Consider the following 14,163-nt stretch of genomic DNA (forward strand, 5'->3'; position numbering starts at 1 on the left):
TGCAGCCGCGCCGGTGGCGCGACCGAGGTGTGCGGGCTGGACGAAGACATACGAATCCCCCCGTGGGAGTGTATGGATAGTGGCACTTGCCGCTATCTGATAGCGCCACTATCTATGATGGGGATGTCGGTCGGCAAGGCCGGAGAAGGAACTGGAAGGTGAACGCACTGTGCGCATCGGAGAGTTGAGTCGCAGGACCGGGGTGTCGGTGCCGACGATCAAGTTCTACGTACGGGAAGGGCTCCTGCCCGCGGGAGAGCTGACAAGCCCGAACCAGGCCTCGTACGGGGAGACGCATGTGCAGCGGCTCCGCCTGATCCGGGCGCTCCTCGATGTGGGCGGCCTGTCGGTGGCGGGGATCCGCGGCGTGGTCACGGCGGTCGACGACCCGGAGCGGCCGGTGCACGACGTGCTGGGCGCGGCGACCAAGCCGTTGGTGCCGCGCTACGAGGGCGAACCCGGAGACGGCATCGAGGAGGCGCGGAAGACGGTCGCCGGGCTGATCGAGGCACGCGGCTGGCACGCCGACCCCTCCGGACCGGCGTCGGAGGCCCTCGCGACGGCCCTCGTGGCGCTCGACGAACTCGGCCACGGGCGGTTCGTCGAAGTCCTGGACACGTACGCCGACGCGGCGGAGCAGGTGGCGCGAGCCGATCTGGACTACGTGGCGCGCCACGTGGCGCGGGAGGAGCTCGTGGAGAGCGCGGTCGTCGGCACGGTCCTCGGCGACGTGATCTTCTCCGCGCTGCGCCGCCTGGCCCACATGGACGCCTCGGAGAGCACGTTCGGCCGGGCGCGGGACGTGGGAGCGGGGTGACGAAAGGGCCCGGGGCTTTCGCCGCCCCGGGCCCTTTCGTCGCGGTTCGATCCTCCGCTCGCGTCAGTTCTCCTGCTCGCGCTCCACCTGGTCGTTCCACTCGCGCTTGATCGCGCGCCACGCCTCGTCCGACTTGCCCAGGCGCCAGTAGCCCGAGATCGACAGGCGCTCGCGCCCCACGCCCCGGTCGATCCGCAGGTGCCGGCGGAGCTCCTTCACGAAGCCGGCCTCGCCGTGGACGAAGGCGTGCACGTCACCCGCCGGGAAGTCCAGGGCCGTGACCGCCTCGACGAGCGCCTCGCCCGTCGGCCGGTCGCCGCGGTGCAGCCAGGTGACCTCGATGCCCGTCGCCGTCGCCAGCTTCTGCTCCTCGGCCGCGTCCGAGACCTCGACGAGCACGTGCGCCCTCGCCCCCTCGGGCAGCTGCTCCAGGGCCACCGCGATCGCCGGAAGGGCGCTCTCGTCGCCCGCGAGCAGGTGCCAGTCCGCCGCCGGGTCCGGCGTGTAGCCGCCGCCGGGGCCGAGGAAGCGGACCGTCTCGCCCGCCTGGGCGCGCGCCGCCCACGGGCCTGCCAGGCCCTCGTCGCCGTGGACCACGAAGTCGATGGTCAGCTCGCGGTGGACCGGGTCCCAGGCCCGCACGGTGTACGTCCGCGTCGTCGGCCACTGGTCCCGGGGGAACTCCGCCCGGATCCGCTCCATGTCGAACGGCTCCGGGTAGGTGACCCCCTCGGGGGCGAACAGGAGCTTCACGTAGTGGTCGGTGTACGTGTCCGCCGCGAAGCCGTCGAGCCCGGGCCCGCCCAGCACGACGCGCACCATGTGCGGGGTGATCCGCTCGGTGTGGACCACACGCGCTTCGGTGGCCTTCGGTGCCTTGCGGGCCGGCTGCTCTGCCACGAGGGGCTCTCCTGACTCTGCGTACTTAGGTATGCCTAAGCTAGCATCCCGAGGCAAGAAAGGCCCGGGCGAGTGCTGATCGCCCGGGATTCACGCGGTCCGCGGCCCCCGTCAGCGCTCCAGGACCGGCAGCAGGCGCCCCACCGCACCGCCCAGGTTCCAGCGCTTCACCAGCGCCTCCAGGGCGGCCGGGTCGCGGGGAGCGGCCGGCAGGGCCGGGTCGAACTCCGGAAGCGGTGCGTCGGCGGCGACCCGCACCACCGTCGGCGCCACGTCCAGGTACGCCGCCGCCTCCACGATCCCGCGCCGCTTCGCCGGCGTCAGCTTCGACGTGCGGTCCTCCGCCGCCGCCCGGACGCCCGCCAGGTCCCCGTACTCCGTGATCAGCTGCGCCGCCGTCTTCTCGCCGATGCCCTTCACCCCGGGCAGGCCGTCGCTCGCGTCCCCGCGCAGCGCCGCGAAGTCCGCGTACTGATCGGGCCGCACCCCGTACTTGGTGCGGATCAGCTCCGCGTCCACCAGGTCGCAGTCCCCGACGCCCTTGCGCGGGTACAGCACGCGGACGCCCCGCGCGTCGTCGACCAGCTGGAACAGGTCGCGGTCGCCGGTGACGATGTCCACGGGCCCCCCGGCGCGGCCGGCCAGCGTCCCGATCACGTCGTCCGCCTCGTACCCCGCCGACCCGACCCGTGCGATGCCCAGCGCCGCGAGGACCTCCTCGATCACCGGCACCTGCGGGGACAGGGTGTCCGGGATCTCCTCCACGTCCGGGCCCGTCTCCGTCTCCACGGCCACGCGGTGCGCCTTGTACGAGGGGATCAGGTCCACCCGCCACTGCGGCCGCCAGTCCTCGTCCCAGCAGGCCACCAGATCGTCGGGGTGGTGGTCCTGGACGAGCCGGGTGATGAAGTCGAGCAGCCCGCGCACGGCGTTCACCGGGGTGCCGTCCGGCGCCCGGACGGAGTCCGGCACGCCGAAGTACGCGCGGAAGTAGAGGCTGGCGGTGTCGAGGAGCATCAGGCGTCGCGTCACACCCCGATCATGCCGCACCCCACCGACAGGACCCCCCGTTCCCCGCGCCGGGCCCGTCCGGAGCCACGCCGGGCCCCTCCGGAGTCCGCGCCGGGCCCCTCCGGAGCCGCGCCGGGCCCCTCCGGAGTCCGCGCCGGGCCCCTCCGGAGCCGCGCCGAGCCCTTCGGGAGTCCGCGCGGGGCCCCTCCGGAGTCCGCGCCGGGCCCCTCCGGAGCCGCGCCGAGCCCTTCGGGAGTCCGCGCCGAGCCCCACCGGAGTCCACGCCGGCCTCCACCGGAGTCCGCGCAGGACCTCTCCGAAGCCCTCGCGTGACCCCCGTCACCTTTGCGTTTGCACCCTGTGAAGCCGGGCAGGCGCGAGCCCGGAGCGGAACCCGGTACGGGATTCAACGACAAGGATCCCCGTACGCGACGGGCCCGCGGGCCGATCCCGCCCGCTCCACGGCCGGCCACGCGGGGGTGGTGGGGCCGTTCTTCATTTCTACCCGTGAGGTGTATGTGTCCAGGCTCCAGGCCGACCATCTGTACAAGGTGTTCGGCAGACGACCCGACGAAGCCGTCCGCAGGCTCGCCGACGGCGCCGACCGCGACGAGCTGCGCGCCGAAGGGACGACCGCCGCGGTCGTCGATGCCGGCTTCACCGTCGAACCCGGCCAGATCTTCGTCGTGATGGGCCTGTCCGGTTCCGGGAAGTCCACCCTCCTCCGCATGCTCAACGGCCTGCTCGAACCCACCGCGGGCCGGGTCCTCTACGACGGCCACGACCTCACCGCGCTCTCCCCCCGCGAGCTGCGCGAGGTCCGCTCCACCAAGATCAGCATGGTCTTCCAGCACTTCGCGCTCTTCCCGCACCGAAACGTCCTGGAGAACGCCGCCTACGGCCTGGAGGTCCAGGGCGTGCCCCGCGCCGAGCGCGAGACCCGCGCCGCCGAGGCCCTCGAACTGTGCGGCCTCGCCGGTTGGGAGAAGTCCTGGCCCGACGAGCTCTCCGGTGGCATGCAGCAGCGCGTCGGCCTCGCCCGCGCCCTCGCCACCGACGCCGACCTGCTCCTGATGGACGAGTCGTTCAGCGCGCTCGACCCGCTGATCCGCCGCGACATGCAGGACCAGCTCCTCGTGCTCCAGCAGCGGCTGAAGAAGACCATCGTCTTCATCACCCACGACCTCAACGAGGCCATGCGCCTCGGCGACCGGATCGCCGTCATGCGTGACGGCAGGATCGTCCAGCTCGGCACCGCCGAGGACATCCTTGTCCGCCCCGCCGACGACTACGTCGCCTCCTTCATCCAGGACGTCGACCGCTCCCGGGTGCTCACCGCGGCCGCCGTCATGACGGACGCCGTCGCCCCGGTCGACTGCCCCGAGCACTGCGCCTGCCGGGCCGTCGGACCCGACACGCTCGTCGCCGACCTGTGCGCCGTGGCCGCCCTGGCCCCGCACCCCGTGACCGTCGAGGACGCCGACGGCTCCGTCCTCGGAGTCGTACCGACGGAACGCCTGCTCGCCGTCATGGGCGGTGTCGCCGCGACGAACGCCCCGATCACCGAGGTCCAGGAGGTGACCGCCCGTGCCTAGGCTCCCCCTCGGCCAGTGGGTCGACAGCTCCGTCGACTGGCTCCAGGCCCAGTTCTCCTGGCTGTTCGACGCCGTCAGCACCGGTGTGACCGGCCTGTACGACGGCATCGACGCCGTCCTGTCCGCGCCCCAGCCGCTGCTCTTCGCCGGCATCCTCGCCGTCGTCGCCTGGTGGCTGCGCGGTCTCGCCGCCGGCGCCCTGGCCTTCGCGGGCTTCGCGCTCGTCGACTCGGTCCAGCTGTGGGACGAGGCGATGTCGACGCTCTCGCTCGTCCTCGTCGCCACCCTCGTCACCCTGGTGATCGCCGTCCCGCTCGGCATCTGGGCGGCCCGCTCGAAGACCGTCAGCGCCGTCCTGCGGCCCGTCCTCGACTTCATGCAGACCATGCCGGCGATGGTCTACCTCATCCCCGGCATCATCTTCTTCGGCGTCGGCGTCGTCCCCGGCATCATCGCCACCATCGTCTTCGCGCTGCCCCCGGGCGTGCGCATGACCGAGCTCGGCATCCGCCAGGTCGACGGCGAACTCGTCGAGGCCGCCGAGGCGTTCGGCACCACCCCGCGCAACACGCTGCTGCGCGTGCAGCTGCCGCTCGCCCTGCCGACGATCATGGCCGGCGTCAACCAGGTCATCATGCTCGGCCTCTCCATGGTCGTCATCGCCGGCATGGTCGGCGGCGGTGGGCTCGGCGGAGCCGTCTACCGCGCCATCGGCAACGTCGACATCGGCCTCGGCTTCGAGGCCGGCGTCTCCATCGTCGTCCTCGCCATGTACCTGGACCGGATGACCGGCGCCCTCGGCCGCCAGGTCTCCCCGCTGGGCCGCCGCGCCGCCGCCAAGGCCCGCGCCGCGCTCGGCGCGAAGCGGGCCGGCGCGAAGCTGTGGGCCCACCGCCCGCAGCCCGTCACCGCCCTCGTCGGCGTCGTCGTCCTCGCCCTCGCGGCCGGCGGCATGGGCTTCCTCGGCGGCTCCGGCGGCGCGACCTCCACCACGGCCTCCGGTACGAACGGCGGCCACGGCAAGAAGGTCAGCATCGGCTACATCCCCTGGGACGAGGGCATCGCCTCCACGTACCTGTGGAAGGAGCTCCTGGAGCGCCGCGGCTACGAGGTCGAGACCAAGCAGCTGGAGGCCGGCGCCCTCTACACCGGCCTGGCCGGCGGGCAGCTCGACTTCCAGACCGACGCCTGGCTCCCCGTCACGCACCAGCAGTACTGGGAGAAGTACAAGAACAAGCTGGAGGACCTCGGCTCCTGGTACGGCCCCACCTCGCTGGAGCTCTCCGTCCCCTCGTACGTGAAGGGCGTCGACTCCCTCGCCGACCTCAAGGGGAAGGCCGGACAGTTCAAGGGCCGCATCGTCGGCATCGAGCCCAGCGCCGGAATGATGGGCATCCTCAAGGACAAGGTCCTCAAGGAGTACGGCCTGGAGGGTGAGTACAAGGTCGTCGACGGCTCCACGCCCGGCATGCTCGCCGAGCTGAAGCGCGCCTACGAGCGCAAGGAACCCGTCGTCGTCACCCTCTGGTCCCCGCACTGGGCCTACTCCGCCCACGACCTGAAGAAGCTCGACGACCCCAAGGGCTCCTGGGGCAAGGGCGACGGCGTCCACACCCTGGCCCGCAAGGGCTTCGCCGCCGAGAACCCCGAGGTCGGCGCCTGGCTGAAGAACTTCTCGCTGACCGAGAAGCAGCTCACGGACCTCGAAGCCGTCATCCAGGAGACCGGCAAGGGCAAGGAGCAGGAGGCCGTCCGGACCTGGCTCGACCGGAACCCGGGCCTCGCGGAGAAGCTCGCCCCGCAGTAGGGGCCCTTCCCTCACTGGCCGAAAAGGGGTGGTCGCCGAGCGTGTTCGGCGACCACCCCTTTTCGTCACGACGCGAAACCCCGGCCCAAAGCTGCGTAAGGTTCAGGTAACCGACCGGTACGAGCAGAGGGAGGGAGCCGACATGGACGAGAAGGAAGCACCCCGCGTGGGCGCGGCCGTCAAGCGGCGCCGCAGAGCGCTCCAGCTGACCCTGGCTGTCGTCGCCTCCCGCAGCGGCCTCTCCGTGCCCTTCCTCAGCCAGGTCGAGAACGAGCGCGCCCGCCCCAGCCGCCGCTCCCTCGAACTCGTCGCCGAGGCCCTGGAGACCACCGCGGGCGAACTCCTCGCCGCCGCCGAGGCCTCCCGCACCGTCGACGTCGTACGGGCCGGGGAGCGCACCCCGGGCATGCCCGCCGGCGTACGGGCCCTGGTCCGCGGCCGCCACCAGCTGCACGCCCTGGAGTTCACCGGCGAGCAGGACGCCGGACGCGAGTTCCAGCACCGGAACGACGAACTCCTCTACGTGGCCGACGGCGCCGCCGAGGTCGAGGCCGAGGGCCGCGCCCACCGCCTCGGCCGCGGCGACACGCTCTACCTCTCCGGCGGCGTACGGCACCGCTGGCGCGCCACCGAGCCCGGCACCCGGCTCCTCGTCGTCGCCATCGGCGACCACGTCGAGGCCGAGGTGGAATGACGGCCGTCCGGGGGACCGCGCCGAGGGTCGTCTCCCTCGTGCCCTCCCTCACCGAGGCCGTCGCCGTCACCGCGCCCGGCCTCCTCGTCGGCGCGACGGACTGGTGCGGTCACTGGGGCGAAGGTACCGGCGATGTCCGTGCTTGGCCGGCGCCGGAGGGGCCCGGACCGGTGGGGGCTGCTCCGGTCGGGCCCGAGCCGGTGTCCGTGACCTCGGGTGCGCTCGCCACCCCCGCCGGGCTCGACGTCGTCCGTATCGGCGGCACCAAGAACCCCGACGTCGCCGCGATCGCCGCACTCCGGCCCGACCTCGTCCTCGCCAACGAGGAGGAGAACCGCGCCCCCGACCTCGCCGCCCTGCGCGCCGCCGGGCTCGACGTCCTCGTCACCGAGATCCGCACCCTCGACCAGGGACTGCGGGAACTGGAGCGGGTTCTCGCCGCCTGCGGCGCGCCCCGGCGGCCCCGCTGGCTGGTGGCGGCCGAGGCCGCCTGGGAGGCCGTGACCCCGCCCGCGCCCCGCACCGCCGTCGTACCGATCTGGCGGCGGCCCTGGATGGTCCTCGGCTCCGACACCTTCGCCGGCGACCTGCTCGCCCGCCTCGGCGTCCGGAACGTCTACGCGGACCATCCCGACCGCTATCCGAAGATCCCCCTGGACGAGCTGCGCGCCGCCGGACCCGAGCTCGTCGTCCTGCCCGACGAGCCCTACCGCTTCACGCGCGACGACGGCCCCGAGGCCTTCCCCGGGACCGCCGCGGCCCTCGTCGACGGGCGCATGCTCACCTGGTACGGGCCGTCACTGGCCGAGGCCCCGCAGGCACTGGCCCGGGCCCTGCGAGCAGCGCACCGCTGAACAGCCCGCGCAGGGTGTGGAAACCGGCCACCAGCCAGGCCGCCACGAGCAGCACGTACAGGCCGATCGCGAGCCACCGGAACGCGTCCAGACCGGTGTGCTGCGCCAGTCCCTCGGCGCCGGTCACACAGGTCCCGACCGGGAAGGTGAACGCCCAGAAGGTCATCGCGAAACCCATGCCCCGCCGCCGCGCCCGCAGCACCATCGCCCCCGCGAGCGCCAGCCACAGCAGCGCGAAACCCATCACGGGCACCCCGTAGAGGACGGCGAAGGCGGCGAAGCCGTGCGCGTACGGGGCGGGCAGCACGCCCGCGGCCGTGTCGGCGAACTTGTTCGCGGCGGTCGTCGACTGGCCCAGCGGGCCGAGGACCAGGAAGAGCGTGGGCGTCAGCGCGAGCGGCAGCGGGCCGCCCGTGACCAGCCGCCCGAAGACCAGCGGCAGCATGACCAGGGTGGCGAGCAGACTGACGCCGAACAGCGCGTAGCAGCCGATCAGCAGCGTCTGCTGCGCCTGCCCGGCGGGCAGATGGGGCACGAGCAGCGGGCCGAGCGCCGCGGAGACCATGGGGGCGACGACGGGAAGCAGCCACACCGGCGACGCGCCCTCGATCCGGTGGTGCACGACCATCAGGTACGGGACGGCCACCGCGGCCACCAGGCCGATCACCGTGCCGGCGGTGAACAGGACGGTGTCGAGGGCGACGGCCGCCGGGAGCCCGATCCAGTCCCGGCCCACGATCACCGCCCCGCCGCCGACCGCGAGCAGCGCCATCGACAGACAGCCGTAGAACGGCGCCATCGCCGGGTCCATGAGATGGGCCCTGGCCTGGTCCCCGTGACGGGCCCAGTGCACGGCCCGGGCGGCGAGCAGGGCGAGCAGCATCGCCAGCGACAGGACCCAGACGGCGGCGCAGGCCGTACGGAGGCCCGGGACGTCCACGGGGAGGGCGGCGCCCGCGTTGGCGACGATGGCCGTACCCATCACGGAGGCGTACCAGTTGGGTCCGAGGTGACGGACGGAACGGGTCGCCGGGGCGCCGGGGGTGGTGGCGCGGAGGGCGGGAAGAGAAGGTGCGAGGCTTGCCATGGCCCGATCGTTTCGCGCCGGAACGGCCCCCACCAGGGACGTTGTGGCTATGAGGCCATAAGCTGCCTTTATGAGCAGCGAGCAGGGCGAGACGCCGAACCCCCTCCACCACCGGGTCCCCGACCTCGGCGCGCTCGAACTGCTCCTCGCCGTCGCCCGGCACGGAAGCCTCGGCGCGGCGGCCCGCGAGATCGGCATCACCCAGCCCGCCGCCAGCAGCCGGATCCGCTCCATGGAACGGCAGCTCGGCGTCGCCCTGCTCGACCGCTCCCCGCGCGGCTCCCGGCTCACCGACGCGGGCGCCCTCGTCACCGACTGGGCACGGCGGATCGTGGAGGCCGCGGAGGCCTTCGACGCGGGCGCGCAGGCGCTGCGCGGGCGGCGGGACTCGCGGCTGCGGGTGGCCGCGTCCATGACGATCGCCGAGTACCTGCTGCCGGGCTGGCTGATCGCGCTGCGCGCCGAGCGGCCCGACACGGCGGTGTCGCTCCAGGCCGGGAACTCCGCCGCCGTCGCGGAACGGCTCCTCGCCGGCGAGGCCGACGTCGGCTTCGTCGAAGGGCTCGCCGTGCCGGACGGCCTCGACGGGGTCGTCGTCGCACACGACCGGCTCGCCGTCGTCGCCGCGCCCTCGCATCCCTGGGCCCGGCGCCGGGCCCCGCTCGACCCGGCGGAACTGGCCGCGACCCCGCTCGTCCTGCGGGAACGCGGCTCGGGCACCCGGCAGGTCCTGGACGCGGCGCTCTCCGCGTACGGCGGGCTCGCGCAGCCGCTCCTCGAACTCGCCTCCACGACCGCGGTGAAGGCCGCGGCGGTGAGTGGGGCCGGGCCGGCGGTCCTCAGTGAGCTCGCGATCACGGAGGAGCTGGCGTCGCGGCGCCTCGTCGCGATCCCGGTGGAGGGGGTGCTGCTCCGGCGCGACCTCCGCGCGGTCTGGCCGACGGGCCCCCGCCCGACGGGCCCGGCCCGAGACCTCCTGTCCCTGACCCGAGGCTGACCCCCACCCCCGCGGGGCCGACGCCTCCCGTGCGAACCCGCACCCGGCGGGGCGGTGCCCCCGCCCGTGTGGGCAATCGCCCCTTGCGGAACGCCTGCCCACAACGGGGGTGGGCGCCGCCCCGGCGAGATCGGCGCCCGCAGCGGGGTGGGCGAGGCGCCGCACCGGTTGCCCCGCAACGGGGGACGTCAGGCGTCCGTGGCTCGGAACGTCACCCGTCCCGACACCGCCGTCAGCCGGACCGGGACGTCCGGCAGTTCCGTCGACGCCGTCGTCAGCGGGTCCGCCCCCAGCGCCGTCAGGTCCCCCCGGTACCCCACCGCGAGCCGCCCCGCCTCCCGCTCCTCGCCCGCCGCGTACGCCGCCGCCGTCGTCATGCCCCGCAGCGCCTCCAGCGGCGTGAGCGCCTGCTCCGGTCCGTGCGGCGCCTGCCCGAGGTCACGGCTCGGCCGCCGGTGCCGCGCCCCCGCCATCACCCCCAGCGGCGGGAACGGCGCGATCGGCCAGTCCGAGCCCAGCACCACCGTGGCACCCGAATCCGACAGGTCCCGGCAGCGCCACGCGCGCGCGGCGCGTTCCTCGCCGAGCCGCCGCGACCAGTTGTCCGTGTGGTCGGCGCGCGTGAAGTCGCAGCAGTGCGTGGGCTGCATCGACGCCAGGACGCCCAGGTCCGCGAACCGGCGCAGCGTGTCGTCCGGCACCGTCTCGATGTGCTCCACCCGGTGCCGTACCTCGCCCCCTCCGGCCCGTGCCTTCTCGACGGAGTCGAGGACGTGCCGTACCGCCGCGTCACCGATGGCGTGCGTCGCCGTCGGCACACCCGCCCGGTGCAGCTCCCCGATGATCCGCGTGTACGCCTCCGGGTCCGGCCAGAACGCGTGCGTCGACTCGCCGTGGCAGTCCGGGCGCTCCAGCCACGCCGTCCCGTTGTCGATCGTCCCGTCCATGAAGAGCTTCACACCGGCGACCTGCCACAGCTCGCCCCCGGAGCCCTGCAGCGCGATCAGTTCCCGTACCCCGCGCTCGTCCGTCCCCGGCTGGCACCACGGCGCCACCCGGAGCCGCAACGGCAGCTCACCCGCCGCGTCGAGCTCCCCGTACAGGGCGAGGCTCTCCCCGTTGGCGTCCATGGCGTGACCGCCGGTGAGCCCCGCCGCCGCCATGGACCGCAGCGCCGTGGCGAGCCGCTCCCGGCTCTCCTCGCGCGTCGGCCGAGGCGCGACCCGCTCGACCAGCTCGCACGCCGCGTCCTCCTGGAGCAGCCCGGTCGGGCGCCCGTCGGCATCGCAGACGACCTCCGCCGACGCCTGGTCGAAGGTGCGGGGGCCGTCGACCCCGGCGAGTTCGAGGGCCCGGCGGCTGGCCAGGGCCGAGTGGGCGTCGAAGAGCAGCAGGAAGGCCGGCACGCCGTCGAGCACGGTGTCGAAGGGCGCGGTGCCGACCGGCTGGCCGCCGAAGACGTTCGGGTCGAGACCCCAGCCGAACAGCCACTGGCCGCGGTCCAGGCTCCGCACCTCGCGCGCCAGCGCCTCCCGTACGTCGTCGAGGTCGGCGCAGTACGACAGGTCGAGGCCGTGGGTGAGTTCGGCGCCCGACACCGGGTGCAGGTGGCCGTCGACGAGGCCGGGGGTGACGACGGCCCCCTTGAGGTCGACGACGGTGGTCTCCGTACCGGCCAGCGCCCGGATCTCGCGGTCGTCGCCCAGGGCGGAGATCCGGCCGTCCTCGGAGACGGCGAGCGCGGTCTCCGGCAGGAACACCCCCGTGCCGGGGTCGAGCAGTCGGGCGGAGAGCAGGGCGAGTCGGGTGCGCACGGTGGCTCCAGGAAGAGTGCGAGAGGGGTAGGGGTCGGGGTGGAGGGGTGGGTGGGACGGGTTGGGAGGGTGGATGTCCGCTCGGCCCGCGGGCGCCGGTCGGGGCCGCCGCGGGCGCCGGTCGGGGCCGGCTGCCTCAGCGAGCCTCGGCGGCGCCGATCGCGATCGGCGAGGGACAGCCGGCGATCCCGCCGTCAGTGCGGCTCGGTCGGATCCGTCGGCTTGACCGCCTCCGCGGGCTCCGCCGGCTCCGTCGGCTCGGTCGACGCGACCGCCTCGTTCGGTTCCGTGGGCTCCGCCGACGCGACCGCCTCCGCCGCCTCGACGCTCTCCCCCCGCCCCGCCGGCAGCCTCACATCCGTCAGCGCCCCCCGCGCCAGCCCCAGTTCCCGTTCCGCCGTCGTCACCGCCATGCGCGTCACCGCCTCCGGGCGGTTGCTGCGGTCCGTGTTGGCGTGGGCTCCGAGGCCGTCGAGGACCACCAGGATCTGGATGGCCGTGGCGCGCGGGTCGTCCGTGCGGAACTCGCCCCGCTCGACGCCCTCGCGGATGAGTTCTTCGAGGCGGTCGTCGGAGGCGAGCTCCTGCTCGCGGACCCGGTCGCGCAGGACGGGCCGGTAGCGGCTGAGGTGCCGGGCGTTGATCCACAGGCGGCTGATGTCGTCGTACGCCTCTCCGGCCGAGAGGGCGAAGTAGCGCGCGAGGTACTGCGTCGGGGTCCCGTCGGGACGGTCCGCGGGCAGCAGGGCGTCGAGTTCGCCGGTGGACGCGACGCTGAACGCCTCGGCGACCAGATCCTCCGCCGAGGGGAAGTAGTGGCTGATCAGACCGGGTCGTACGGCGAGCTCGTCGGCGATCCGCCGGAGCGTGACGCACTCCAGGCCCTCGGTCAGGGCGACCCGGGCCGCGGTCTCCACGATCTCTGCCCTACGGGCTTCGGGCGTTTTCCGAATTCTCTTGCGCTGGACGCTTGACGGCATACCGGCGATGCTATTGAGTGTGCGACCAATAAGCAACCAGGTGGGCACGACAGCATCCGGAGGGCCGCATGGCTTCCACGATCCCCGACCCCGGCGCCGCCCGCGCCGAGGTCACCCCGCCGGCCACCGACCGGCCCGGCCGCATCGAGGCCCACGGCATCGATCACATCCCCGACACCGAGCGCCACGGGCATCCCCGCGAGCTCTTCTCCGTCTGGGCCGCCGCGAACGTCAACTACCTCAGCCTCGTCATCGGCGGCGCTCTCGTCCTGATGGGCCTGAGCCTGTGGCAGGCCGTGGCCGTCACCGTCGTGGGCAACCTCTTCTGGATCCTGACCGGGCTCCTCGCCACCTCCGGACCCGCCGCGGGTGCGCCCAGCGAGGTGATCACCCGCGCCCTGTACGGCGTCATCGGCAACCGGGTGAACAACGCGATCGGCGGCTGGCTGGTCTCCGTCTGCTACTTCGCGCTCAACCTCGCCGCCGCCGCGACCGCCGCGTTCGCGCTCGTCGAGAAGGCCGGCATCACCGCGAACACCCCCGTCAAGGTGGCCGTGATCGTGGCGATCGCCGCCCTCACGCTGGCCATCAGCGTCTACGGCCACGCCCTGATCATCAAGCTGTACCTGCCGATCACCCTGGCCCTGGCGGGCGCGTTCACCGTCGTCGCCCTCTCGGTCTTCCGGCACGCCGACTTCTCGTACACGCCGGCCGAGCCGCTGACCGGTGTCGGCCTCTGGGCGGTGATCATCGCGGGCACCACGATGGTCGCCTCGGGCCCGCTCTCGTACACGACGAGCGCCGACTTCTCCCGCTACCTGCCCCGTACGGCCTCGCCGAAGGCGATCGCCGGCTGGACCGCGCTCGGCGCCTTCGTCCCCAGCATCGTCGTCGGCTCGCTCGGCGCCTTCGCCGCGACCGCAGTCGACATGACCGACCCTCAGAACGCGCTCCAGGAGATCCTGCCGGGCTGGTTCGTGCCCGTCTTCCTGCTCGCCCTCGTGCTCGGCACGATCTCCATCAACGCCCTGACCGCGTACAGCGCGGGCCTCGCCCTCCAGGCCGTCGGCCTGCGCATCCGACGCACCGTCAGCGTCCTCTTCGACGGCACCGTCGCCGTCGCCGCCACCCTCTACGGCCTGCTGGTCTCCAACTTCCTGGACACCGTCAGCAACGCCCTCCAGGTGATCGTGGTCCTGATCGGCCCCCTCATGGCCGTGTACGCCACCGACGTCGTGCTGCGCCGGAACCGGTACGACGGCCGCACGCTCGCGGACGAGACCCCCGGCAGCCCCTTCTGGTTCACCGGTGGCGTCAACTGGGCGGGCGCCCTCTCCCTGATCCTGGGCGTGGCCTCGGCCGCCCTCTGCGTCAACACCCTCTACACCGGCCCCGTCGCGTCGGCGCTCGGCGGGATCGACCTCTCCATGCCGGTCGGCATGATCGTCGCCTCCGGCCTGTACGTGCTGCTCGGCCGCCGTGCGGTGGCGGCGACCAGCCTCTGACCGGCGGGGGGTGGGCCCCACAGGCCCTGCCCCCTGCCCATCGGGCCGTGAGGGCCGCGGTCCCCCTCACGCCCGAGCCCGGAGGGGGCGGAGTTCCGCCGC

At 73.6% G+C, this 14,163-nt stretch carries 11 protein-coding genes and 1 pseudogene; 7 read left to right on the forward strand and 5 right to left on the reverse strand.

Features of this window, described 5'->3' with window-relative positions; genetic code table 11:
• Positions 1-169 precede the first annotated feature (169 nt).
• Entirely contained in the window at positions 170-817 is a 648-nt protein-coding gene (locus ACF07V_RS15610; protein ID WP_392154509.1) for a MerR family transcriptional regulator, read from the forward strand.
• A gap of 63 nt (positions 818-880) precedes the next feature.
• On the opposite strand, the gene ACF07V_RS15615 is transcribed toward ACF07V_RS15610, so the two are convergent.
• Together ACF07V_RS15615 and ACF07V_RS15620 are read right to left on the reverse strand one after the other, a co-directional pair.
• The gene (locus tag ACF07V_RS15615; protein ID WP_392154510.1) at positions 881-1,717 is read right to left on the reverse strand and encodes a siderophore-interacting protein; all 837 of its coding nucleotides are present in this window, start codon (positions 1,715-1,717) and stop codon (positions 881-883) included.
• Positions 1,718-1,828: 111 nt separating this feature from the next.
• Positions 1,829-2,734, reverse strand: a complete 906-nt coding sequence (locus ACF07V_RS15620) for a 5'-3' exonuclease H3TH domain-containing protein (RefSeq protein ID WP_392154918.1) — start codon at positions 2,732-2,734, stop codon at positions 1,829-1,831.
• A gap of 512 nt (positions 2,735-3,246) precedes the next feature.
• Between ACF07V_RS15620 and ACF07V_RS15625 the strand changes: the two genes are divergently transcribed.
• The 4 genes from ACF07V_RS15625 to ACF07V_RS15640 all read left to right on the forward strand — a co-directional run bounded on the left by ACF07V_RS15625 (position 3,247) and on the right by ACF07V_RS15640 (position 7,678).
• Positions 3,247-4,323 carry a glycine betaine/L-proline ABC transporter ATP-binding protein gene (locus ACF07V_RS15625; protein WP_392154512.1) on the forward strand — a complete coding sequence of 359 codons (1,077 nt, stop codon included), beginning with the start codon at positions 3,247-3,249 and terminating at the stop codon, positions 4,321-4,323.
• Positions 4,316-6,130: an ABC transporter permease/substrate binding protein gene (locus tag ACF07V_RS15630; protein ID WP_392154514.1), complete on the forward strand. Its 1,815-nt coding sequence runs from the start codon at positions 4,316-4,318 to the stop codon at positions 6,128-6,130. The genes ACF07V_RS15625 and ACF07V_RS15630 overlap by 8 nt, the downstream gene beginning before the upstream one ends.
• Before the next feature lie 142 nt (positions 6,131-6,272).
• The gene (locus ACF07V_RS15635; RefSeq protein WP_392154516.1) at positions 6,273-6,824 is read left to right on the forward strand and encodes a helix-turn-helix domain-containing protein; all 552 of its coding nucleotides are present in this window, start codon (positions 6,273-6,275) and stop codon (positions 6,822-6,824) included.
• Positions 6,821-7,678, forward strand: a complete 858-nt coding sequence (locus ACF07V_RS15640) for a helical backbone metal receptor (protein WP_392154518.1) — start codon at positions 6,821-6,823, stop codon at positions 7,676-7,678. The genes ACF07V_RS15635 and ACF07V_RS15640 overlap by 4 nt, the downstream gene beginning before the upstream one ends.
• Here the strand turns inward: ACF07V_RS15640 and ACF07V_RS15645 are convergent.
• Complete coding sequence (locus ACF07V_RS15645) at positions 7,605-8,765, reverse strand: TDT family transporter (RefSeq protein ID WP_392154519.1); 1,161 nt, start codon at positions 8,763-8,765, stop codon at positions 7,605-7,607. The genes ACF07V_RS15640 and ACF07V_RS15645 overlap by 74 nt on opposite strands.
• Before the next feature lie 70 nt (positions 8,766-8,835).
• On the opposite strand from ACF07V_RS15645, the gene ACF07V_RS15650 reads away from it, so the two are divergent.
• The gene (locus ACF07V_RS15650; protein WP_392154520.1) at positions 8,836-9,762 is read left to right on the forward strand and encodes a LysR family transcriptional regulator; all 927 of its coding nucleotides are present in this window, start codon (positions 8,836-8,838) and stop codon (positions 9,760-9,762) included.
• A 188-nt stretch (positions 9,763-9,950) separates the two neighbouring features.
• Here ACF07V_RS15650 and ACF07V_RS15655 read toward each other — a convergent pair whose 3' ends face one another.
• Both ACF07V_RS15655 and ACF07V_RS15660 read right to left on the reverse strand, forming a co-directional pair.
• Positions 9,951-11,576, reverse strand: coding sequence for an amidohydrolase (locus tag ACF07V_RS15655; RefSeq protein WP_392154522.1), 1,626 nt, complete (start codon positions 11,574-11,576; stop codon positions 9,951-9,953).
• 359 nt (positions 11,577-11,935) lie between these two features.
• Positions 11,936-12,556: pseudogene (locus ACF07V_RS15660) on the reverse strand (TetR/AcrR family transcriptional regulator); the annotation flags it as partial.
• Between the two features lie 68 nt (positions 12,557-12,624).
• On the opposite strand from ACF07V_RS15660, the gene ACF07V_RS15665 reads away from it, so the two are divergent.
• Positions 12,625-14,061: a purine-cytosine permease family protein gene (locus ACF07V_RS15665; protein ID WP_392154524.1), complete on the forward strand. Its 1,437-nt coding sequence runs from the start codon at positions 12,625-12,627 to the stop codon at positions 14,059-14,061.
• The last annotated feature ends 102 nt before the right edge of the window (positions 14,062-14,163 follow it).

The organism is Streptomyces sp. NPDC015661 (assembly GCF_043077765.1).
Classification (GTDB): domain Bacteria; phylum Actinomycetota; class Actinomycetes; order Streptomycetales; family Streptomycetaceae; genus Streptomyces.

Coding starts and splice junctions, on each gene's coding strand:
- ACF07V_RS15665 (WP_392154524.1), top strand. CDS start 12,625: ATGGCTTCCACGATCCCCGACCCCGGCGCCGCCCGCGCCGAGGTCACC.
- ACF07V_RS15635 (WP_392154516.1), top strand. CDS start 6,273: ATGGACGAGAAGGAAGCACCCCGCGTGGGCGCGGCCGTCAAGCGGCGC.
- ACF07V_RS15650 (WP_392154520.1), top strand. CDS start 8,836: ATGAGCAGCGAGCAGGGCGAGACGCCGAACCCCCTCCACCACCGGGTC.
- ACF07V_RS15645 (WP_392154519.1), bottom strand. CDS start 8,765: ATGGCAAGCCTCGCACCTTCTCTTCCCGCCCTCCGCGCCACCACCCCC.
- ACF07V_RS15620 (WP_392154918.1), bottom strand. CDS start 2,734: ATGCTCCTCGACACCGCCAGCCTCTACTTCCGCGCGTACTTCGGCGTG.
- ACF07V_RS15640 (WP_392154518.1), top strand. CDS start 6,821: ATGACGGCCGTCCGGGGGACCGCGCCGAGGGTCGTCTCCCTCGTGCCC.